The sequence below is a fragment of the Hymenobacter sp. DG25A genome (assembly GCF_001280305.1).
Classification (GTDB): Bacteria; Bacteroidota; Bacteroidia; order Cytophagales; family Hymenobacteraceae; genus Hymenobacter.
Genome location: NZ_CP012623.1, coordinates 1,076,764 through 1,097,893, shown reverse-complemented (window position 1 = coordinate 1,097,893; position 21,130 = coordinate 1,076,764). Strand labels below are relative to the sequence as shown.

Below are 21,130 nucleotides of genomic sequence, written 5' to 3'. Positions count from 1 at the left end.
AGCCGGCGCGCAAGTGTGGGGCTTGCCTACCTTTGCAGTACTTATGACCTCACAAAACGCCTCCCTGCAGCCGCCCCGCTCCCTTCCCGTTCCTGGTAATGCTGTAGCCGGCTCGGCGGCGCAACAGGCCTTTCGGGCGGCCGTGGAGCAGGTGGAAGGCCTGCGCCAGCGCCTGACGGAAGTGCGCCAGGAACAGGCCGATGCGCGCCGCCAATACTGGAAACAGGTGGGGCCTTTGGCCGAAGTGGTGGTGGCCGCGCGCCGCGCCTTATTTCCCCCGCTGGAAGAAGCCCTGCTGCTGGACTATTTCTCCCGGGCCGAGCATCGGCAGCTGGAGGAAGTCATTATTGGGAATGCGCGCAGCCTGCAGGATCGTTTCGGGGAAGATGCGTCGGACATTCTGAGCAAATATGCCCCGGCCTCGCGCAAAGCGGGGTCCGCGGATACAGCTCCGGCAGCCGGCCATTCCAGCGCATCACCGGAAGAAAACGACCAGCCCAGGCCGCACGAGCAGGCTGCCCACGAGGCCCGCAACCGCCGCAAAACCAAAGCCGACCGTGCCCGCGAAGCCGCCGAGCAGACTGCCCGCGACGAGCAGCAGCGGCTGCTTTCCAATACCAAAACTGTGTACCGGCAGCTGGCCCGCGCCAACCACCCCGACCTGGAGCGCGACCCGGCCCTGCAGCAGCACAAAACGGCCCGCATGCAGCGCATCACGGAGGCCTACGAAGCCAACGACCTGTATACCCTATTGCAGCTGCTCTCCGAATCCGGCCCCGCCGACCAGGAAGCGGATGATGTATTGCTGCGCTACACCAAGGCCCTGCAGCAGCAGCAGACGGAGCTAAAGCAACAGCTGCAAGCGCTGTTGTTTGGGGCGCAAAGCTTTCTGGGCAGCACCGGCAAAAAGAGGGAGCAGGAGCTGCGGCAGCTTAAGCGGCATTTGCGCGCCGAAGCCGAATACCTGCAGCACATCAGCCAGCTGATTCAGGAGCCCGAGGGCCTGCGGGAGGTACTGCGGAGTATCGCCGCCGAAGGCCACGAAACCATTTAGCGGCTACTGCAGGAACTCCAGCACCTGCTGTACCACGGCGGAGTCGCGCATAATGCGGTTGTGGCCCAGGCCATCGGTAGGCCGGAAATCGAGGCGGGGCCAGCTGTTGGCCAGCTCCTGGGCTTCGGCAAACGGAATACTTTCATCCTGGTGGTCGTGCAGCAGCAAGGCGTGGTGGGCTGGGAACTGGTGGCCATTATTCAGCAGGCTGAAGCTTTCCGCATCGCGGCCGTGCTGCTTTTGCACGTGCTGGTTCATGCGCTCCATTACGGCGGGTGGCAGGCGCAGCAGGGCGGCAAAGCGCTGGGCCACGGCGTTGGTGCTGGCGGGCACGCTCAGCAACACCAGCCGCGCCAGGTGCTGATCCGTGGATTTGTTGAAATGCACGGGCACTCCTACCGTGGCCGCTCCACCAAAAGAATGGGCTACCACGGCATATATCGGACCCAGCTCGTCGGCTACGGCCTGCACCGCCCGGGCAAAGGCCGGCAGCGTGGTCTGGGTGCCAGATGAGGCGCCGTGCGCGGGGCCGTCCAACGCCACTACGCGGTAGCCGGCCTCCACCAAGGCCCGAACAAACACGCCCCAGAAACTGGCCCGATGCTCCCAGCCGTGTACCATGAGCACGGTTTTCTCGCCCGCGGAATTCCACTCATAGGCGGCTATTTTATCTTCTCCCGCAGCCACCCAAAACTGCCGGGCCTCGGCCAGAGCAGCAGCTTCCCAGGTCTTGGTTGGCAGGCGGCGCGGGGAAGTAAAAATCCGCCAGGCCGCCCGGAAAGCCAGCTCCGTGGAAACGGCAGCCAGCAGCCTCAGCTGAAAGCGTAACCGGCGGATGGCCGCCGGAGGTGATGGGTAGCGGTTCTTAACCATAAATACCTGTTTCGGGCAACGTGGCGGAAAGCGCAGCCGGCTATATCAGCCAGACACTCCGCCTCTGCTCCGTGCAATAGTTTTAGATATCTTATTCCTCCCTGGACTGGCCCAGGCTGCTTGCTACCCCGCGCACGGCCTCACTTAAGTAAGCGGGCACCTCGGCATCGGGTTGCAGGAGGCGAAGCAGGTAGAGGTATTTGCGGCGGCCTTCTTCCAGCATTTGCGGGGTTACTTCTACCGTGAATACCCCAAAGGGCTCCACCTTCTGCACGCCCACCAGCAGAAACCGCTCGGCCTGCAGGGCATCGGAATAAAAGGCGGCCTGCCGGTCGTAATCATAACCGGTGCAGGTAGCCCGGAAGTGCTCATAGTCGCGGGCCATGGTGGTTTTAAAATCCACGATGGTGTAGGGCTGGTGCGGCTGGTCTACTACCAGATCAGCGCGCAGCTTGCAGAGCGTGCCGGTGGTGGGCTCCGTGAACAGGCAGCTGGGCTCGGGAATGCCGGCTTCCAGCAGCTGGCGCAGGGCCGGCTGCATTTTCACGCCTTCCACCAGCCACCACACCAGGGTATCGTTAATGCCCGGCTCGCCGGGCACATAGTCTTCGGGCTCCAGCAGGGCGGTATGAAAGGCGGTGCCAAAACTCAGGGCGCCGTTATTGCTAAGAGTGCGGGGCAGGCGGCCATTCAGCGCATCGCGCAGGCGCGAGAGGTCAGAGTTGGCGATGGCCGGCAGGGCCCGGTAGTCGTCATAGGGTACACGCAGCAGGTCGGGGCGGCGGTTCTCGGGATAGGTATCAGTCACGGAATTCAAACAGCAATACAACTAAAAAGCTTCCTCCAGCAGCGGCAAAGGTGCCACTAATATTTGGGGCAGCGGCACCGGGGAATTTCTCTCTTGTAACGGCTACAGGAACTGCCGGGCTGCCTCTTTTGCGAAATTATCTTGCCCGGCCAGCCGATATTCAACCAACCTGATCCTGATCTTCTGCCAGTTAGCAGATAGCCCGTGGCCGGCGGCCGGTTTACGGCAGGCCAACTATTTCACCGAGTCCGGGGCCTGCTGCTTTTCGGCGCGGGCCTTTTTCTTCTGCTGCCGCTTGAAGAAGCCCTTCAGCAGGAAGTTGTGCTGCAGGGCTTCCATGCTCTGGTTGAAGCGCGCCGTGCCCTGTTCCAAGTTACCCATAGACTGCTGCAGGCGGCCGGCCATGGTGGTATCTACCAGCAGCGTGCCCAGGGGCCCCTGCCCGGCCTGCACCCGGCGGGTTATGGTGTTCAGGGTGGTGGTCATGGTATCGGCGGTGGCGCTCAGGCGGCTGGCGCGGCCCATGGTATGCTTCATCTGGCCGGCAAACGAGGTATCGGTGAACAAGTAGCCCACCACGCCGCGGCCGCGGCGGGCATCCCGGGCCAGGGTCTGCACGTCGCGGGAGGCCGCATCCATGCGGGCCATGGTGCCTTCTGCGTGCTTCACGGAGGCCCGCAGACTGTTGGCCACTTTTTTGTCGCCAATCAGCTCCCACATGGCGGAGCTGTTGTTGAGCTTGCCCGTCACCTCTTTCATGTCTTCGGTAATGCCCACCAGGTTTTGGTTGGTGCGCTGCAGCGTGTTCAGCATGGCTTCTATGCGGACGGGCTGCCGGGAGCGCAGCTTATCTCCGTTGGCTACGGGCGGGGCCGGCTCGGGCATGGCCGTAATGTTTACGATGGTGTTGCCCATGAGCCCATCTGTGCCGATGGAGGCTATGGCACTTTTCTTGATGAAGGGCTGCACCTCGCGCCGCAGCGACATGCGCACGCGCACGGTGGTATCTCCTACAATATCAATCCCTTCCACCGTACCCACCATAATGCCGGCAAAGCGCACGTTGTTGCCCGTCAGCAGGCCATTTACGGCGCGGAAGTCGGCATTAATGTCCAGGGTATTACTGAACATATTCTGCTTGCGCCCCAGCATATAGAGCAGCAGAATAAGACACACCAGCCCGGCCAGTACAAAGACACCTAGGCGGACGTTGTTGGCGGCGGTTCGCTGGCTCATGGCTATGGGAGGAAAAGAACGGCGAAAAAACAGGTTGAGAAAAGTCAGGTGCGGGGCACTGCCCCCTCAAAGAATTCGTGCACTACCGGGTCTGTGGAGAGGCGCAGCTCCTCGTAGGTGCCTTGCTGGTAGCAGCGGCCATCAACCAGCAGGGCCACGCGGTTGGCCGTGATGCGTACGCAGTTCATATCGTGGGAAATAATGATGGACGAGGTGGTATAGCGGGCCTGCACATCCAGAATCAGCTGGCTTATCTCGCGGGCCGTTACGGGGTCCAGGCCGGTGGTGGGCTCATCGTAGAGAATGATATCGGGCTTGAGGATGAGCGTGCGGGCCAGCCCGATGCGCTTGCGCATACCCCCCGACAGCTCGGCGGGCATCATGTTCTGGGTGTGCTCCAGGCCCACGCTGGCCAGGGCCTCCTCTACCATGGCCTGCTCCTCTTCCCGGGTTTTGTTCATCCAATGGCGGCGCAGCGGGAAAAGCAGGTTTTCGCGCACCGTCATGGAGTCGTACAGAGCATTGCTCTGAAACAGAAAGCCCACCCGGGCGCGCAGCTCATCCAGCTGCTGGTGGTCGAACTCATTGATTTCCTCCCCGAATACCCGAATGCTGCCCGCATCGGGCTGCAGCAGGCCTATGATGCACTTAATCAGCACCGATTTGCCCGAGCCCGACTTGCCCAGCACCACCACGTTTTCGCCGCGGTGCAGCGTCAGGCTGAAATCCCGGAGTACATGGTTGTCGCCGAATGATTTAAAGAGATGCTCCACCTCCAGCACCACTTCGGCCCCGGCCGCTGGGGTGGGCGTTGGTGCTTCCTGTACCTGTGGGCTGGCGGGCTGCATGGCACAGGCTAGTTAAGACCCAGCAGGCCGGTTATCTGCACGGCCAGCAAATCAAGCACAAAGATGACCAGCGACGATACCACCACCGCCGAGTTTGCCGACTGCCCTACGCCTTCGGTGCCTTTCTGGGAATGGTAGCCCTTGTAGCACCCAATTATGCCAATGGCAAAGCCGAAGAAGAAAGTTTTGATGAAAGCCGGCAGCACATCACTGAATTCCAGCCGGTTCAGGATGTTGTTCACGAACAGCGACATGCTGGTTACGCCCTTCATGTTTATGCCGATGTAGGAGGCATACAGGGCAATCAGATCGGCCAGAATCACCAGCACCGGTATCATCAGGGTGGTGGCCATTACCCGCGTGACTACCAGGTATTTAAACGGATTGGTGCCCGATACTTCCATGGCATCAATCTGCTCCGTCACGTTCATGGAGCCCAGCTCGGCGCCAATGCTGGAGCCTATTTTGCCGGCGCAGATGAGGGCCGTGATAATGGGGCCCATTTCGCGGATGATGGACAGCGCTACCATGGCCGGAATCCAGGCCTCGGCGCCAAACTTGGCCATGGTGGGGCGCGCCTGCAGCGTGAGCACAATGCCCATAATAAACCCCGTAATGCCCACCAGCGGCAACGACTTGTAGCCCACTACATAGCACTGATGCAGGAATTCCTGCACCTCGTAGCGCGGCCGAAATCCTTCGCTGAAAAACCGCCCTGTAAACCGGGAAATAGCACCGGCTTCTGCCAAAAACTCGCTGGCCTGCATAGTAGGCGGTTTAGCAATACCCTGTAAGAAAAACTCCTTCTGAACTCATCTAACCAGATGAATACCAGCAAAATATACTTAATACAAAAGACCCTCCGCCTCGCCGCCCAGGTCGGTGCGCTCGTTGGTGGCCTCAGAAACCGGAACATCCACGGCGGGCAACAGCAGCACGGGCACTGTGCTGTGCTCCAACATCTTAGCTGTTACGCTCCTATGAAACAGCTCGCCCAAGTAGCTGCGCTGCCGGGCCAGCAGCACAATAAGCCCGGCCCGGGTAGCATGTGCCGCCTCCAGAATGCCGGCGGAGGCATGCGCATGCTGAAAGCAGCGTAAATCCGCGTGCTGATTCCGGTCTACCAGACCGCTGTTATGCACGGCCTGCAGGGCGGCGGCACAGGCATCATCATCCTCTACTTCAGAAACGTGCGCCACGGTAACCGGGCACCCCAGCTCCGTTAGAAACTGCTGCGCAAAGCGGCCCTTTTCTTCCAGCCGGAAGCCATCCGCATCGGCCGCAATAATAATATGGTGAGGTGGCGCGGTGGCCGTACTGCCAACGGGTACCAGCAGCAAAGGGAAATGGGCGGCCCGCAGCAAATCCAGCGCGGCCCCGCTTACCTGGTCGCCGGAGGCGGCTTCTTCTGTTGGGCGGCCCAGCACAAACAAGGCCGGCTGATAGCGCGCCATCAGGGACTGTGCCATGGTGGGCAGCAGATCGGTGGCCATTTCTACTGTGGCCGGCACCGGAAGCTGGTCTACCAGCTCCCTCATCACCTCGGCCGTGGGGGCTTCGGCATCCAGCTCCGCCTGGCGCCAGTTGTCGCCGGCAAACACATAGGGGTCGAACAGGGACGCGCGCTTTACGTGCAGCAGTACCAGCTGGGCCTGCATCTTATGCGCCAGCCCGGCTGCATACTGCATAGCCTGGTTGGCCGCCGGGTAAAAGTTAGTGAGAACGATGAAGGTGAAGGACATGGCAGAGCAGAAGAAGGAAGCTTACATCAGGAGGCCGGACCGGCAGCAAGAACTCGGGCTCACATAACCGGCAGCACCAATACCGGCACGGGGCTGCGCTGCAACACCTGGGCCGTTACGCTCCGGTGAAACAGGCCACCCAGCAGGCTTCTTTCCCGGGCCATAAGAACCAGCAGCTCGGCCTGGGTATCGGCGGCGGCCTGCAGAATACCGGTGGCCGGGCTGGTATGGTGCACGGTGTACAGGCTATCCGGCGACAAATCCTTTACTAGGTGGTTGTGCCGCAATGAGTTGACGGCGGTGCGGGCGCGGTCATACTGCTCCTCGGTTTCTACGTGCAGCACGGAAAAGGTGGCGCGCAGTGCCTCCCAAAGGGGGTGCATATCCATGGCATTATCCCGGAAGGTAAACGGCTCACCATCGGCGGCCAGCGCTACGCGGGTGGGCGTGCCCGGCATCGGGGAGCCCTCGGGCACCATTAGCAGCGGGTAGCGCAGGTGGCGCAGTACGGGCAGGGCTTGGTCGCCCAGCAGCTGATCCAGGAAATCGGGGGTGGCGGCGCGGCCGCATATCAGCACCAGCGGGTGGTAGCGCGCAATGGCATCGGCCAGGGTTTCGGCCAGGGTGTTCACCGAAAGCTCCACCGCAGCCGGCACAGGCAGCTCTTCCGCCATCTTCTCCAGGGCGTTGCGCGTTTCCCGCTGGCTGCGGATGGCCGCGGCGGCCGGAATCATGACGTACTCCGGATCCAGCAGCACATCCTGATACAGATGCAGCAGCACTACCTTGCTTTGCAGCGGCTGCGCCAGGGCCGCTGCATAAGCCAAGGCCTGCCGCGAGGACTCGGAAAAATCAGTTAGTACTACCAGATTAGGTCCCATATCGAAGAAATAAAAAGGGTAGGAATAATCATTCAGCAGGCAGCAGGGCCGGCTTAATCCGGGGAGGGCAGCACCAGTATAGGCAACATGCTGTCCCGGATAACCTGGGCGGTTACGCTGCGGTGAAACAGGCTTCCCAGCAGGCTGTGCCGCCGGGCAATGAGGACCAGCATATCGGCCCGCAGCTCGGTGCCGGCCTGCAGAATACCTTCCGCTACTGATGGGTACTTCAGCTCGTGTACATCGGCGGAGGTAAGGTCAGAGGCCAGACCGCTGGCGCACACGCTCCACACCGTTTCGCGCGACATAGGTGGCTGCGGATCGGTGGGACTGGTGATGTGCGCTACGGAAAGCCGCGCTCCAAATGCCGCGCGCAGCTTTTCCACCACGCCGGCGTGAGTTCCCAGGGTAAACTCCTGCCCATCTACCGCCAGCAGCAGGTGCGTGGGCGGCTGTACTTCCCAGCCCATGGTGGGCACAATCAGCAACGGGTAGGGCGCCGTGCGCAGCAGGTCCATTACCGTAACGCTGATCAGCTCTGTGGGCGAGGTGGCGGTGCCGGGGCGGCCCAGCACCAGCATCAGCGGGTGGTGATGATGCACGGTATCGGTCACGGCATCGGGCAAAAACTCTTCGGAAATCTCTACTTCGGCCGGCACGGCCAGGGTATTCACCAGCTTGCCCAGGGCCTGCTCCAGCTGCTTCTCACCCTGTGGCGAGTGCTGCCGGCTGTACTCCTCGGGGGAAAGCAGTCCATCGTGGCGCAGGTGTAGCAGTACCAGGTGGGCATGCAGGGGCACGGCCAGCGTGGCCGCATACGACAGGGCGCAGTTAGATACCGCCAGAAAATCGGTTAAAACAACTAAGGAGGCACTCATGGCACGGGAAAGGAAACAAGGAAAGCGCAAGCAAAACCCGGAATAAAACCACCCTGCTACTCCGCTCCGGCGGCTAAGCAACGCAGACACTGCCACCGGCCCAAGGTGGCCCCAACGCGCAAGGTCTGCCCAAGGCAAAACCCTGACAAAACATTGTGAATATCGTTGATTTTATTGTACATTAAGCAAGGTTACCAGCACTAATTTCGCTACACTCTTCGCCCGCTTCCATTCGGGCCATTGGCTATAAAAAGCATGCATCGATTGTGAGTTTCTCCCGGGCCCCAGTTGGCCTTTGCAGCTTTAGGTTATGAAACGCTTTGTTCCACCTTCCTGCCCAGAATGCCCCAGCCGTCATAGTTGCCCCATGTCCTGCTGCCAGCCGGAGGAGTTGGAGATGCTTTCCCTGGTAAAAACGGCACAGGTGTATCAGCGGGGACAGGTTATTTTTCAGGAGAATGGCCGCCCAATGGGGCTGTACTGCATTCATTCGGGCAAGATTAAGGTGATGAAAGTGGGCGGCGATGGTAAGGAGCAGATTATCCGGCTGGCCCGGGAGGGTGATTTGCTGGGGTATCGGGGGCTGCTGGCCGGCAACAGCCACTCCGCCTCGGCGGTGGCGCTGGAAGAGTCGGTGGTGTGCTGCATTCCGCGCGCGGAGTTCTTCCGGTTGATTGAGCAGAATGTGCGCTTTGCCACCTCCCTCATGCAGCTGCTATCCAGAGCCCTGGGCGATGCCGAAGAGCGGATGCTGCACCTGGCCTACAAGCCCGTGCGGGAGCGGCTGGCCGAAGCCCTGCTCCTGCTGGCCCGCACGTATCAGCAGCAAAACCAGGAGCCCGTGAGCATTCCTATTTCCCGCGACGACCTGGCCTCACTGGTGGGTACGGCCAAGGAAACTACTAGCCGGTTTGTGTCGGAATTTCGGGATGAAGGCGTGCTGCAGGCGCGCGGCAGCCTGATTACCATCCTGAACCCGGCCCGCCTGGCCGAGATTTCTACTCGCTACGATTAACCAGACGGGCCTCAGGTTTACCAGGCTCCTATGGCCCTCTTTCCGGGTGGCAAACCACAGCTATCCGCACCGGATGAGGTACGGGCAGCGAGGAGCGCAGGGAACAGGGCGTTTTCATGGAGCGGTACTTCCAGAGAGGTAAAAGCCCGCCGGCCGGCAACCCCAATTTAGCCACGCAGCCAAACCGAAGCAGCCGGGCAAAGCTTGGGGTATAACCAGCTGGTGCTGTGTAACGAAGATGCTTATTCCTTATATATTATGTATTGATAACTATCACCTTACAGCGTGATATTCATCAGCTTTTCCGTTGCCGCCAGCAGCAGAAATTAGGGCCCTGTTTGTATATCTGCCGTGCCCGGGCAGCAGCTGGTTTCTGCTGAGCAGAACCTTTCCGGGTGCAGTTCCACCGCCCCCTACCCATCTGGCGCATGTTGCTCCCCTGGCTTCCTCTTCCACGCATGAACCCGCAGCGCCTGGTTTGCGCGGCCGGCCACCGCCTTTACCGCGCCGGCGAGCCGGCCCGCCATGTGTACTGGCTGGAGCGGGGCACGGTGGGTATCTGGTCCCGGAGCCCGGCGGGGCTGTTCCAGGTGATTTCGGCGCCGGCGCTGCTGGGCAGCGAGCATGTGGTGGCCAGCCGGTGCCGGTACACGGTGCTGGCCCTGCAGCCCTGCCAGCTCACGCTGCTCAGCCAGAATAGCTTCCGCAAACTAACCCGGGAGCACCCGCGGCTGCTCTGCTGGCTGCTCTGCCAGTTCAGCCAGGAAACCCTGCTTACTCTCCCGCACTATGAATAGCCCTGCTCCGCTTCTGCCACCGCCCGTGGTACAGCCCGCTTCCGACCAGCTGCACCTGCGCCGCATGGGCATCGATACCCGCAACGAGCACGTGGTGTTTCTGCGCTCCGATTCGCCGGTATGCCACGCGGAAGGCTTTCAGGCCCTATCGCGCCTGAAGGTGATGGCCAACGGGCACACCATTATTGCCTCCCTGAACACCATTATCGGCAACACGCTGCTGGAGCCGCACGAAGTAGGCGTGTCGGAGGTGGTGTGGGAGCACCTGCACGCCCGCCCCGGCGACGAAGTGCACCTGATGCACTTACCGCCGCTGGAAACCATGCACCGGGTGCGCGCCAAAATGTACGGCCGCCGCCTGCTGCCCGAAGACTACCACGCTATTATGCGTGATATTGCCGCCGAGCGGTATTCCAACGTAGAGCTGGCCGCTTTTGTAACTGCCTGCGTGCGCGACTTCTCCACCGAAGAAACCATTGGCCTCACGCAGGCCATGATTGCGGCCGGGCGGCAGCTGCATTGGCCGGCCCACGTCGTAGCCGATAAGCATTCCATTGGCGGGCTGCCCGGCAACCGCACCACGCCCATTGTAGTGGCTATTGTGGCGGCGGCCGGGCTGCTCATGCCCAAAACATCTTCCCGGGCCATTACCTCGCCGGCCGGCACCGCCGATGCCATGGAAGTGCTAACTTCCGTAAACCTGACGCTGCGCCAGATGCGCCGCGTGGTAGCCCACCACGGCGCCTGCCTGGCCTGGGGCGGGGCCATGCAGTTGAGTCCCGCCGATGATATTCTGATTCGGGTGGAGCGCGCCCTGGATATTGATAGTCCGGCCCAGGTGGTGGCCTCCGTGCTGTCCAAGAAAGTGGCCGCCGGGGCTACCCATGTGGTAATTGATGTACCCGTGGGCCCCACCGCCAAGGTGCGCAGCCTGGAGGAAGCGCAGGATATGGTGGCCCTGTTCCGGCAGGTAGGGCAGGCTGTGGGGCTGAAAGTAGAAGTGATGCTGACCGATGGCAGCCAGCCCGTGGGGCGCGGCATTGGCCCGGCCCTGGAAGCCCGCGACGTGCTGGCCGTGCTCCAGAACAGCCCCGATGCACCGCCGGACCTACGCGAAAAATCCCTGCACCTGGCGGCCACCCTGCTGGAGCTTACCGGGCACGCCGCCGCTGGCACCGGCGCCGCGGAGGCGGCCATGCTGCTTTCCTCGGGCAAAGCCTGGCAGAAGTTTCAGGACATTTGCCAGGCCCAGGGCGGCCTGCACTTTCCTAAGCCTGCGGCGCTGCACTGGGATATGGTAGCCACCCGCCCGGGCCTGGTGCTCACCATTGACAACCGCCGCCTGGCTACGCTGGCCAAGCTGGCCGGTGCCCCCTGGAAGGCCAGCGCCGGTATTGATCTGCACGTGCGGCTGCGCCAGCCGGTGCAGGCCGGGCAGGTGCTGTTTACGCTGTATGCAGAAAGCCCCGGCGAGCTAACCTACGCCCGCGACTATCTGCACGACTCCACAGAACCTATCATTGCCTACTAATGCGGCCGCTGCTACTTGCTCTGCCCGGCAACGAAGCCCTCACCCAAGAGCTGGCCTACCAACTGGGCACCTCCCTGGCCGACTACACCCTGCGCAGCTTCCCCGATGGCGAAACCTATGTGCAGTTGCACACCCCGGTAGCCGGCCGCACGCTGGTGCTGGTGTGCACGCTGGCGCAGCCAAATCCGCAGCTGGTGCCGCTGTATTTTCTGGCTGAAACTGCCCGCGACCTGGGGGCGCGCCGCGTGTATCTGCTGGCGCCTTATTTGGCCTATATGCGGCAGGATGCGCGCTTTCAGCCGGGTGAAGGCATTACCTCCGCCTACTTTGCCCGGCTGCTTTCCGGTTTTCTGGATGGCCTACTGACGGTAGCGCCCCATCTGCACCGCTGGCACCAGCTGCGGGATATTTACTCTATGCCTACCCAGGCCCTGCACGCCACGGGCCCGTTAGCGCAGTATGTACGCATGCAAGTAACCCAGCCGGTTTTAATAGGCCCCGACAGTGAAAGCAAGCAATGGGTAGCGGCCATAGCCCGGGAGGCCGGTTGCCCCTTCCTCGTGCTCAACAAACAGCGCCACGGCGACCGAAGCGTGAAAATAGCCCCGCCGGATGTAGCCCGCTTTCAGCACCACACGCCGGTAGTGGTAGATGACATTATTTCCACGGCGCGCACCATGATAGCCACCGTGCAGCACCTGCGCCGGGCCGGGCTGCCTGCCCCGGTATGCCTGGGCATTCACGCGCTGTTTGTGGGTGCGTCCTATCAGGAGCTGATGGCGGCCGGCGCCGGGCCCGTGGTAACGTGCAACACCGTGCCGCATCCTTCCAACGCCATCAATCTGGCTCCTTTATTAGCGGATGCCTTAGCCAGGCTGCCCGGGTAATTACTCCTCGATAGCGGGCACTATCAGCACGGGAAGCGGGCTTTGCAGCAGCACCTGCGCGGTTACGCTCCGGTGAAACAGCTTTCCCAGAAAGCTACGCGGGCGGGCTACCATCATCACCATATCATAGTCCTCCGGTTTGGCGGCCTGCAGAATGCCCTCGGCGGGGTCGTGGTTGCGAATGGCTTTGGTTTGCACGGGGGCCAGGTCAATGGTGAGGCCGGTCTGGGTTAAGGTATTGAGGGCCCGGGCCGCGGTTTCATTCTGCGTGACAATGTGCAGCACGGTGAGCTCCGCGTGCAGCGCCTTGAAGAGCTGGCGCAGCAGGTCGTTGCAGTCGCCCAGTTGGAAAGAGTCCCCGTCCAGGGCTACCAGCACGCGGCGCGGGCGCTCAGTAGTGGCCACATGGGCCGGCAGCACCAGCATGGGATAGGGCCTGGTCCGTAGAATTTCCAGCGAGGTGGTGGTCACCAGCTCTTCGGGCACATTTTCTACATCAGGGCGGCCCAGCACCAGCAGGCTGGGCTGGTGCTGCTCAATAGCCTCGGCTACCTCCTCTGCCACGCGCCCCTTGCGCACCTCCGTAACGGCGGGCACCGGCAGCTCCTCGGCCAACCGGCTCAGCGCCACCCGCGCCGACTCCTGCGTCTGGCCGGAAACCGCGCCGGTAAAGAACTCGGCATCCAGCAGTGAAGTGCGGCGCACGTGCAGTAAAATCAGATTGGCATGCAGCGCGCTGGCCACATTGGCGGCATAGTCCAAGGCGCGGTTGGCCGCCGGATAAAAATCAGTTAGTACCAGCAGAGAATCAGCCATATGCAGCAGAGAGAAAATGATAACACAAAGAAGGAGGTTTTCCTTCACCCTCAGTATGATAACAAATTAATATATGATGATGAATATCATAGAAATTCCCCTCCCCCACTGCTTACCTTCCGGCGGCCACCTTAGCTGACGCCGGCCTGCGGGCAGTGGCGGACAGGTTAGCCAGGGGCCCATAACCAGCCGCTATGAACGTTAGCATCCAATTCCTGGGCGCCGCCCAAACCGTAACGGGCTCCAAGTATGTCCTCACGTTCAGCCACGGCCCGCTTCAGCAGCAGCTTATGGTAGACTGCGGCCTGTTCCAGGGCCTGAAGGAGCTGCGCCTCCGCAACTGGGATACCCTGCCCATCAGCCCCAGCCAGGTGGATACCCTGGTGCTCACCCACGCCCACATCGACCACAGCGGCTACCTGCCCCGCCTGGTAAAAGAGGGCTTCCGGGGCCGCATTCTCTGCACCGAAGCTACCCGCGACCTGCTGGAAATTATGCTGCTGGACTCCGCCAAGCTGCAGGAGGAAGAAGCCGCCTTTGCCAATGCCAAAGGCTACTCCAAGCATCACCCCGCGCTGCCGCTCTACACCACCGAGGACGTACAGCAGGTGCTACCCCTATTGGTGAGTTGCCCCTATAATATGCCCGTGCAGGCCCTCAACCAGGTTTCCGTGCTCTTCCGGGAGGCGGGTCACATTCTGGGCGCGGCTATTGTGGAGACGCTGGTGCAGGGCGAGCAGCAGGAGAAAAAGCTGGTATTTTCCGGCGACCTGGGCCGCTACGACGACCCCGTAATGTTTGACCCCACCGCTATTACCCAGGCCGATGTGCTGCTGGTAGAATCCACCTACGGCGACCGGAATAACCGCGTGCCGGACCCGGAGGAAGAGCTGGCGGCCGTGGTAAACCAGGCGCTGGGGCGGGGCGGGGTGCTGGTTATTGCGGCCTTTGCCGTGGGCCGCACCCAAACCATGCTGTATTACCTCAAGCGCCTGCGCCAGCAAAACCGGGTGCCCCACGTGCCGGTGTATGTTGATAGCCCCATGGGCATTCGGGTATCGGGGCTGTACCCGCGGTATCCGGGGCAGCACCGGCTGGGCCACGGCAATATTTTTGATTTTGACGGGCTGCGTTTTGTAACTGATGTGCCCGAGTCGAAGAGCCTGAATCTGCTGGAGCAGGGCGCCATCATTATTTCCGCCAGCGGCATGTGCACCGGCGGGCGCATTGTGCACCACCTGCACCACCGCCTGCCCCGCCCCCAGGATACGGTTTTGCTTATCGGCTTTCAGGCCGAGGGCACCCGGGGCCGCCGCCTGCTGGAAGGCGAGCCGCAGATTAAGATGTACGGCGACATGGTGCCCGTGCTCTGCCAGGTGCAGCAGCTCAACGGCTTCTCGGCCCACGCCGACCGCGACGAACTACTGCGCTGGCTGGGAAACTTTGAGCAGGCTCCCAAGCGTACTTTCATTGTGCATGGGGAGCCCCTGAGCTCCGCCGCGCTGGCCCAGGGCATACAGGACCAGCTGGGCTGGCCGGCCCCCATTCAGCCCCGGTACCTGGAAACCTATTCGCTTTTTGAAGGCATTTGATTTCGCTTCCTGCCCCCAGAACGTAGCCGTTGCTCTGCCATGCCTCCTGCTCCCACGTTCATCAGTGACTGCTCCGGCCGGGAGTTTCCCGAGGCCGACCGCATCAGTGGGCGTACCATACGGCAGCCTATTCTGGAGCTTATTCAAAAGGACCAGCCCCATTTTTCCGAGGACGACTACCTGGCCCTGACGGAGCTAAACGAGTACCGGCGCAAGTACATCCAGAATTATCTACTGAAAGAGGTGGGCCAGCTTTCCGAGCTGGAGCAAACCGTGCTCAGCAACCTGCAGGCCCAGGCCACCCTCACCGATAAGCTGGAGGACGACGTAGAGCCCCTGACGCTGGGCCAGCGCCTGGCCGATGGCATGGCTTCGTTTGGCGGGAGCTGGACGTTTATCCTCTCCTTTCTGTTTTTTCTGCTGTGCTGGATTGTGCTGAACGGCTTCTGGATGGCCAACCGCGGCTTCGACCCCTACCCTTTTATTCTGCTGAATCTGCTGCTCTCGTGCGTGGCCGCTATGCAGGCGCCCATTATCATGATGAGCCAGAACCGCCAGGAGGACAAGGACCGGCAGCGCGCCCGCAAAGACTATATGATTAATCTGAAATCGGAGCTGGAAATCCGGATGCTGCACGAAAAGCTGGATCACCTGATTATGCATCAACAGCAGGATATGCTGGAAATTCAGCAGATTCAGGTAGAAATTATGAATGATATCCTGACGAAAATAGAAGGGTCTAAGCTGGTAACCTGACGGCCTTTCCTGCCCTTCTTCTGTTCTTTCTGATGCTATGATACCGGCCAGCGTCCCCACGGCTTCGTTCCCGCCCCCGCCCACTGATTTACAGCAGGGGCTGACCACGGCCGAGGCCCAGCGCCGGCGGCAGCTGCATGGCCCCAATATCCTGTCTGCCAACGTCAATGAGCCCATCTGGCTGCTGGTGTGGCGGCAGTTCCGGAGCCTGACGGTGCTGGTGCTCATTGCCGCGGCCATATTTTCCTGGGTGATGGGCGACATGGCTGAGAGCATAGCTATTGCAGCCGTCGTGCTCATCAATTCCCTTATCGGGCTGGGGCTGGAGTGGCAGGCCCGGGTTTCGATGGCGGCGCTGCACCAGCTGGACGTACCCAAAGCCCGCGTAGTGCGCAACGGGCAGCAGCAAACCATTCCCGCCCCTGACCTCACCATTGGGGATGTGCTGCTGGTAGAAGCCGGCGACATGCTGCCCGCCGATGCCGAGGTACACATAGCCCGGCAGCTCAACGTAAACGAATCGGCCCTGACGGGGGAATCTATGCCGGTAGCCAAGCAGCCCGGGGCCTTGCCTGCTCCCGGCCAGGTAGCCGATGCCCCTACCAGCCTGCTCTACAAAGGCACGGCCGTGGTGAATGGCAACGGCCGCGCTATTGTAACGGGCATTGGCATGAACACCGAGCTGGGCCGCATTGCGCAGCTGGTGCAAACCGCCGGGCGCACCACTACCCCGCTTGAAATCAAAATAAACCAGCTGGCCCGGCAGCTCATTCTGCTTACGCTGGGCCTGGCGCTGCTATACCTGCTGATTGGCCTGCTGCAGGGCCGGGATGCCGTAATGATGGTGAAAATGGCCATTATTCTGGCTATTGCGGCCATTCCGGAGGGCCTTTCCATTGTGGCTACGCTGGCCCTGGCGCATGGCATGCTGCGCCTGGCCCGGCAGCATGTGATTGTGAAGCAGCTGGCGGCAGTGGAAACGCTGGGCAGCACCAGCGTCATCTTCACTGATAAAACCGGCACGCTCACCCATAATCAGATAGCTGTAAACACCATCTGGCTGCCGGCCGGCCGTGCTGAGGTGCACTTCTCCGAAACCCACCCTCTGACCGTAGCCGACGGCAACGAGACTGTGCTCGTCTCACCCCAGTTCAAGCAGCTGCTGCGCGTGGCTGTTTCCTGCAACAATGCCCCCTACGCACCCGGGCAGCGCCCCAAAACGGGCGTGGGCGACCCGGTGGAAATTGCCCTGAATGAGCTGGTCTTCTCCTCATCGCTGCCCGAGCTGAGCGCCTGCCCCCGCCTGGATGAAAAGGCCTTCAGCTCGGAAACCCGCCTGATGGCCACCCTGCACCAGGAGCTGGATGGCCAGTATTTTGTGGCCGTGAAAGGGGCCGCCGAGGACGTTCTGAACCACTGCCGCTACCGCTGGGATGCCGCCGGGCCGCTGCCCCTATCGGAAACCGAAAAGCAGGAGTGGATTGCCCGAGCGGAGCAGCTGGCCCAAACCGGCCTGCGCACCCTGGGCTTTGCCTGTTCCCTGGGCGAAACCCACCCCGGCGCTGATTTTGTGCACAACCTGGCCTGGGTGGGGCTGATTGGCTTTCTGGATCCGCCCCGACTGGAGGTGCTGCCCGCGCTACAGGCCTGCCGGCAGGCAGGCATCCGGGTGATTATGGTAACCGGCGACCACCCGGCCACGGCCCGCACGGTGGCGGCCAAAGTAGGGCTGGTCACCACAGAAGAGCCCGTTGTTGTAAGTGGCCCCACCCTGAAACCCCTTGACCAGCTGACTACGGACGAAAAAGAGGAGTTGTATGAGTGCACCATATTTGCCCGCGTCAGCCCGGCCCAAAAGCTGGATTTGATTACGCTGTACCAGCAGCGTGGCGATATTGTGGGCATGACCGGCGACGGGGTAAATGATGCCCCCGCCCTGCGCAAAGCAGATATTGGCATTGCCATGGGCCTGCGCGGCACGCAGGTAGCCGGGGAGGCTGCGGATATGGTGCTGCAGGATGATGCCTTTGCCTCCATAGTGGCGGCCATTGGGCAGGGGCGCGTTATTTTCGCCAACATCCGCACCTTCATTCTGTACCTGACTTCCTGCAACCTGAGCGAAATTCTGCTGGTGACGGGCGTGGGGCTGCTGCATAAGTCGGTGCCGCTGCTGCCCCTGCAAATTCTGTTTCTGAATATGATTACGGATGTGTTTCCGGCGCTTGCGCTGGCCGTGGGCACGGGCCACCCCCACCTCATGCAGCAGCCTCCGCGCCCCACCCAACTGCCCCTGCTCACCAGCACCGACTGGAAAACCGGCCTGTTGTATGCCGCAGCCCTTATGCTGGGCCCGGTGGCTGTATATTACTACAGCTGGGAGGTGCTCGGGCTTTCGCCGGCGGTGTGCAACAATATTATGTTTTATAGCATGGCCCTGGGCCAGCTGCTGCACGTGTTCAACTTTTCTACTGACCCCCGCAGCTTTTTCCGGTCTGAGGTCACCCGCAACCCATATATCTGGCTGGCCCTAGGCATATGCATGGCCCTGTTTGCGGCCTCTTATTACGTGCCGGCGTTGCGGCGGCTGCTGGCCGTGCAGCCCTTCACCCCCCTGATTGTTGGGCTGATTGTAGCCGCCGGCCTTATCCCCGTGCTGCTGGTGCGGCTGGGGTATGGCCTTCTGGCGCTGGCCAAGCCCGCCAATCCGGATAAAGCAACTTCCTCCTGATGCGGTATCTGTTTTTTTGCCTGCTGGGGTTACTGCTGACTCTGCGCCTGTGTTCCTCATCACCAGGCACCCAGGGGCAGCCAGCAGCCACTACAGAGGCCGCTGCTTCCGCCCACGCCCAGCAGCCCGAGCCGATTGGGCCCTACATTCAGGCCCTGCTGGATACCACGGCCGCCGGCAGCGCCACGGCCGCCGATGCCCGCCTGCACCTGCTGGCCGGCCCGGACGTGCGCCTCTTTTACGCCGATGCCCAACCCGCCTGGACTCTTCCTGCCGACAGCCTGGCCCCGCCGGCCCGTCCGGCCCTGCAGCTCCTGGCCCACGCCGATGACTTTGGCCTGCTCCGCACCGACTACCACTGGCCCCGGCTGCAGGCCCTGCGCGATTCGTTGGCCCGCCACAGCACCGCCCGCCAGCAGGCCCGTCTGGAGCTTTATCTCACCGATGCCCTGCTGCACCTGATGCGCGACCTGCACCGCGGCAAGCTGCATCCCTACACGCTTTCGGCCCGGGAAAAAGCCGCTAAAAAAGCCCTGCCGGTAGCGGATCTATTGCGCCAGGGGGTACAGAATCAGAAGGTGCGGGAAGTGGTAGCAGCCTGCCAGCCCCGCAACCGGGAGTACCGGCAGCTGCAGCGGGCCCTACAGGCCTGGCTGCGGCGCCCGGTTTCCTCAAATCCGGATTCGGCGGCGCTCCAACAAAGCCAGTTCCGGCAGGCAGCAATTAATTTGGAGCGCTGGCGCTGGGGCACCTTCCCCGACTCTGAGTACGTGCTGATTAATCTGCCGGCCTATGAGCTGTATCTGGTGCGGCAGGACAGCCTTCGGCAGCGCCATAAGGTTATTGTAGGCAAGCCTGTTACGCCCTCCCCCACGCTCAGCAGCCGCATCACGTACTTCACCCTTGCCCCCGACTGGCACGTGCCCAACTCCATTGCTACCAAGGAGCTGCTGCCGATGCTGCGCCGAAACCCCGCCTCCTTCGTCAACAACAACTACAGCATTTACACCCGCCAGGGCACGCCCGTCAACCCCTACCGGGTGAATTGGCATCGGGTATCGGCCCAAAATTTCCCGTATACCATCCGGCAGTCGGCGGGCTGTGATAATGCACTGGGCAACATCGTGTTTCGCTTTCCAAGTCCTTATTCCATTTACTTGCATGATACGCCCATGCGTGAAGCGTTTACCTTGCCGGTGCGGGCGCTCAGCCACGGCTGCATCCGGCTGGCGCAGCCCATGCAGTTGGCCGCCTACCTCCTACGCCGCGACGGCAAGTCCGTGCGCCTGCCATCAGAAAGTGAGTGTGCGCGCCAGAATACATCCAAAGACATCTGGCTGCGGCGCTCCATGCCTATCCACGTGCGCTACCTGACCTGCGCCGCCGAGCAGGGCCAGCTGCGCTTTTACCCCGACATCTACCACCGCGACGCCACTATGCTGAAGGCATTCTTTGGACAGTAAATCCAGCAATACGCTGTGTTTGCAGGGCCACAAAAAAGCCCCGGCGGCTGCCGGGGCTTTTTCTATCCTAACGGCGCATTACGCATGCGCTTTTGGTTTATATTCCCTAGAAATGGGTGGTAGAGTAGTGCTCATCAATGGCCATATCCATGGCTTGCTTGAAAGAAGCCAGGAGCTTGCTGCGCTCCGCATCGGGCATGTTCTGGAGCACATGCTCAAAGGTGGTGCGGTACACGTGGGCCATGAAATTTGCGCCGTAGGTGGCGAAAAAATCGTCGTGAATTTTATTGAAGGATATCTTTTCCGCCGATGAGATGGATAGCGAAAGTGCCAGCCATTCTTTGGCGTTATTAGCCAGGCTGAATTGTAGGTCTTTGTCCATGAAGGCTACAGAGTGATGGGTGTATGCTTAGCGGGCCCGGCGATAGGGCCGGAAGGTAGAGGGCTCGAAAGGAGGAATAAGGGAGCCCTGGCCGCCGTGGGCAGCATAAAACTGCTGGATGGCGCCTTCCAGGGCGGGGAGGTCGTTCAGAGGCACTGTGGCAAACACATCCTGTGGGTTTAGCGGGGCCGTGAGGTTGCTCAGGCGGCAGCTGTCGATGCCCAAGGGATGCTCAATGAACAGCGAAGTGCCATCCTGAGCCAGGTAGTCGTGCTGGTAGCGCCAGGCCCGGTTGAAATCAGGGCGGCTGTTATTGCGACCCTGGTCGGTGGGCGTAAAGCCAAGGCTACGCAGGTAGGTATCGGTCATGGGAATCGGAAAAAGAAATCAGAGAGAAGAAGCTGGTTCAGCAGCCCAGTTGACCTGCCGGAGCAGGACGCGGAATTCGGCCTCAGAAGCCACCCGGCCCTGGAAGCTGTAGAGCATCTGGCCGTTCACCACTTCCAGCAGCGTGAGCTCGTCATCATCATACAGCACAATGGTTTCCTGCCCGCAGGCACTGTCACGACTGTAGCGCGCCTGGCGGGGTGGGGCACTGTAGGAAGAAAAGCCAAGCGCCTGCAGTAGCTCGGCAGATGGCTGATAGTAAGAAGGCATAGGGGAAGGCCCGTGAATGGGGCGCACAGCCAGTGGGCCATGCGGTAAGCTAAGCGGTGCAAGGCGGTAGCGCTGCAAAAGAAGTAGAGCGGCCCTGCTACGGCCGGTACTTCAGGTAAGAGATGCCGGGCGGGTTAAGTTCATTCGTGGCCCGGACGGAAAAAGCAAAGACACTCTTTGTCAGGC

The 21,130-nt window shown here is 61.4% G+C and carries 21 protein-coding genes; 9 read left to right on the top strand and 12 right to left on the bottom strand.

From position 1 onward, the window contains the following. The first annotated feature begins 43 nt into the window (after positions 1–43). Positions 44–1,054 (top strand): J domain-containing protein, encoded by a 1,011-nt coding sequence (locus AM218_RS04700; RefSeq protein WP_157547525.1) that lies wholly within the window; start codon positions 44–46, stop codon positions 1,052–1,054. Between the two features lie 3 nt (positions 1,055–1,057). On the opposite strand, the gene AM218_RS04695 is transcribed toward AM218_RS04700, so the two are convergent. From AM218_RS04695 to AM218_RS04660, 8 genes are all read right to left on the bottom strand, one after another. Further along, positions 1,058–1,927 (bottom strand): alpha/beta fold hydrolase, encoded by an 870-nt coding sequence (locus AM218_RS04695; RefSeq protein WP_054412317.1) that lies wholly within the window; start codon positions 1,925–1,927, stop codon positions 1,058–1,060. Positions 1,928–2,018: 91 nt separating this feature from the next. Further along, complete coding sequence (locus AM218_RS04690) at positions 2,019–2,735, bottom strand: PD-(D/E)XK nuclease-like domain-containing protein (RefSeq protein ID WP_157547524.1); 717 nt, start codon at positions 2,733–2,735, stop codon at positions 2,019–2,021. 234 nt (positions 2,736–2,969) lie between these two features. Then, a complete protein-coding gene (locus AM218_RS04685; protein WP_054412313.1) occupies positions 2,970–3,971 on the bottom strand; it encodes an MlaD family protein in 1,002 nt (333 codons plus the stop codon). A 44-nt stretch (positions 3,972–4,015) separates the two neighbouring features. Beyond that, entirely contained in the window at positions 4,016–4,819 is an 804-nt protein-coding gene (locus tag AM218_RS04680) for an ABC transporter ATP-binding protein (protein WP_054412310.1), read from the bottom strand. A gap of 8 nt (positions 4,820–4,827) precedes the next feature. Then, entirely contained in the window at positions 4,828–5,586 is a 759-nt protein-coding gene (locus AM218_RS04675; RefSeq protein WP_054412308.1) for an MlaE family ABC transporter permease, read from the bottom strand. Positions 5,587–5,664: 78 nt separating this feature from the next. After that, entirely contained in the window at positions 5,665–6,561 is an 897-nt protein-coding gene (locus AM218_RS04670; RefSeq protein WP_054412306.1) for a universal stress protein, read from the bottom strand. A gap of 59 nt (positions 6,562–6,620) precedes the next feature. Continuing rightward, the gene (locus AM218_RS04665) at positions 6,621–7,442 is read right to left on the bottom strand and encodes a universal stress protein (RefSeq protein ID WP_054412304.1); all 822 of its coding nucleotides are present in this window, start codon (positions 7,440–7,442) and stop codon (positions 6,621–6,623) included. Between the two features lie 53 nt (positions 7,443–7,495). Further along, positions 7,496–8,320 (bottom strand): universal stress protein, encoded by an 825-nt coding sequence (locus AM218_RS04660; RefSeq protein WP_054412302.1) that lies wholly within the window; start codon positions 8,318–8,320, stop codon positions 7,496–7,498. Positions 8,321–8,687: 367 nt separating this feature from the next. Between AM218_RS04660 and AM218_RS04655 the strand changes: the two genes are divergently transcribed. The 4 genes from AM218_RS04655 (at position 8,688) to AM218_RS04640 (ending at position 12,550) form a co-directional block, all read left to right on the top strand. Then, complete coding sequence (locus AM218_RS04655; protein WP_054412300.1) at positions 8,688–9,335, top strand: Crp/Fnr family transcriptional regulator; 648 nt, start codon at positions 8,688–8,690, stop codon at positions 9,333–9,335. A gap of 458 nt (positions 9,336–9,793) precedes the next feature. Next, positions 9,794–10,132 carry a cyclic nucleotide-binding domain-containing protein gene (locus AM218_RS04650; RefSeq protein ID WP_054412298.1) on the top strand — a complete coding sequence of 113 codons (339 nt, stop codon included), beginning with the start codon at positions 9,794–9,796 and terminating at the stop codon, positions 10,130–10,132. Next, positions 10,125–11,663, top strand: a complete 1,539-nt coding sequence (locus tag AM218_RS04645) for a thymidine phosphorylase family protein (RefSeq protein ID WP_054412296.1) — start codon at positions 10,125–10,127, stop codon at positions 11,661–11,663. Before AM218_RS04650 ends, AM218_RS04645 begins: the two co-directional genes overlap by 8 nt. Further along, the gene (locus AM218_RS04640) at positions 11,663–12,550 is read left to right on the top strand and encodes a ribose-phosphate pyrophosphokinase (protein ID WP_054412295.1); all 888 of its coding nucleotides are present in this window, start codon (positions 11,663–11,665) and stop codon (positions 12,548–12,550) included. The genes AM218_RS04645 and AM218_RS04640 overlap by 1 nt, the downstream gene beginning before the upstream one ends. On the opposite strand, the gene AM218_RS04635 is transcribed toward AM218_RS04640, so the two are convergent. After that, positions 12,551–13,366 carry a universal stress protein gene (locus AM218_RS04635; RefSeq protein ID WP_054412293.1) on the bottom strand — a complete coding sequence of 272 codons (816 nt, stop codon included), beginning with the start codon at positions 13,364–13,366 and terminating at the stop codon, positions 12,551–12,553. Positions 13,367–13,560: 194 nt separating this feature from the next. Here AM218_RS04635 and AM218_RS04630 point away from each other — a divergent pair, with 194 nt between their 5' ends. The 4 genes from AM218_RS04630 to AM218_RS04615 are packed head-to-tail and all read left to right on the top strand — an operon-like array spanning position 13,561 to position 19,905. After that, complete coding sequence (locus tag AM218_RS04630) at positions 13,561–14,958, top strand: MBL fold metallo-hydrolase RNA specificity domain-containing protein (protein WP_054412290.1); 1,398 nt, start codon at positions 13,561–13,563, stop codon at positions 14,956–14,958. Positions 14,959–14,997: 39 nt separating this feature from the next. After that, positions 14,998–15,714: a DUF1003 domain-containing protein gene (locus AM218_RS04625; protein WP_054412288.1), complete on the top strand. Its 717-nt coding sequence runs from the start codon at positions 14,998–15,000 to the stop codon at positions 15,712–15,714. Positions 15,715–15,751: 37 nt separating this feature from the next. After that, positions 15,752–18,442 carry a cation-translocating P-type ATPase gene (locus AM218_RS04620; RefSeq protein ID WP_054412286.1) on the top strand — a complete coding sequence of 897 codons (2,691 nt, stop codon included), beginning with the start codon at positions 15,752–15,754 and terminating at the stop codon, positions 18,440–18,442. Further along, a complete protein-coding gene (locus AM218_RS04615; protein WP_054412283.1) occupies positions 18,442–19,905 on the top strand; it encodes a L,D-transpeptidase scaffold domain-containing protein in 1,464 nt (487 codons plus the stop codon). The genes AM218_RS04620 and AM218_RS04615 overlap by 1 nt, the downstream gene beginning before the upstream one ends. A gap of 106 nt (positions 19,906–20,011) precedes the next feature. On the opposite strand, the gene AM218_RS04610 is transcribed toward AM218_RS04615, so the two are convergent. The 3 genes from AM218_RS04610 to AM218_RS04600 are packed head-to-tail and all read right to left on the bottom strand — an operon-like array spanning position 20,012 to position 20,944. Next, positions 20,012–20,287, bottom strand: coding sequence for a hypothetical protein (locus AM218_RS04610; RefSeq protein WP_054412278.1), 276 nt, complete (start codon positions 20,285–20,287; stop codon positions 20,012–20,014). A gap of 27 nt (positions 20,288–20,314) precedes the next feature. Beyond that, the gene (locus tag AM218_RS04605) at positions 20,315–20,656 is read right to left on the bottom strand and encodes a hypothetical protein (protein WP_054412276.1); all 342 of its coding nucleotides are present in this window, start codon (positions 20,654–20,656) and stop codon (positions 20,315–20,317) included. Positions 20,657–20,674: 18 nt separating this feature from the next. Next, positions 20,675–20,944, bottom strand: a complete 270-nt coding sequence (locus tag AM218_RS04600) for a hypothetical protein (RefSeq protein WP_054412273.1) — start codon at positions 20,942–20,944, stop codon at positions 20,675–20,677. Positions 20,945–21,130: the final 186 nt, after the last annotated feature.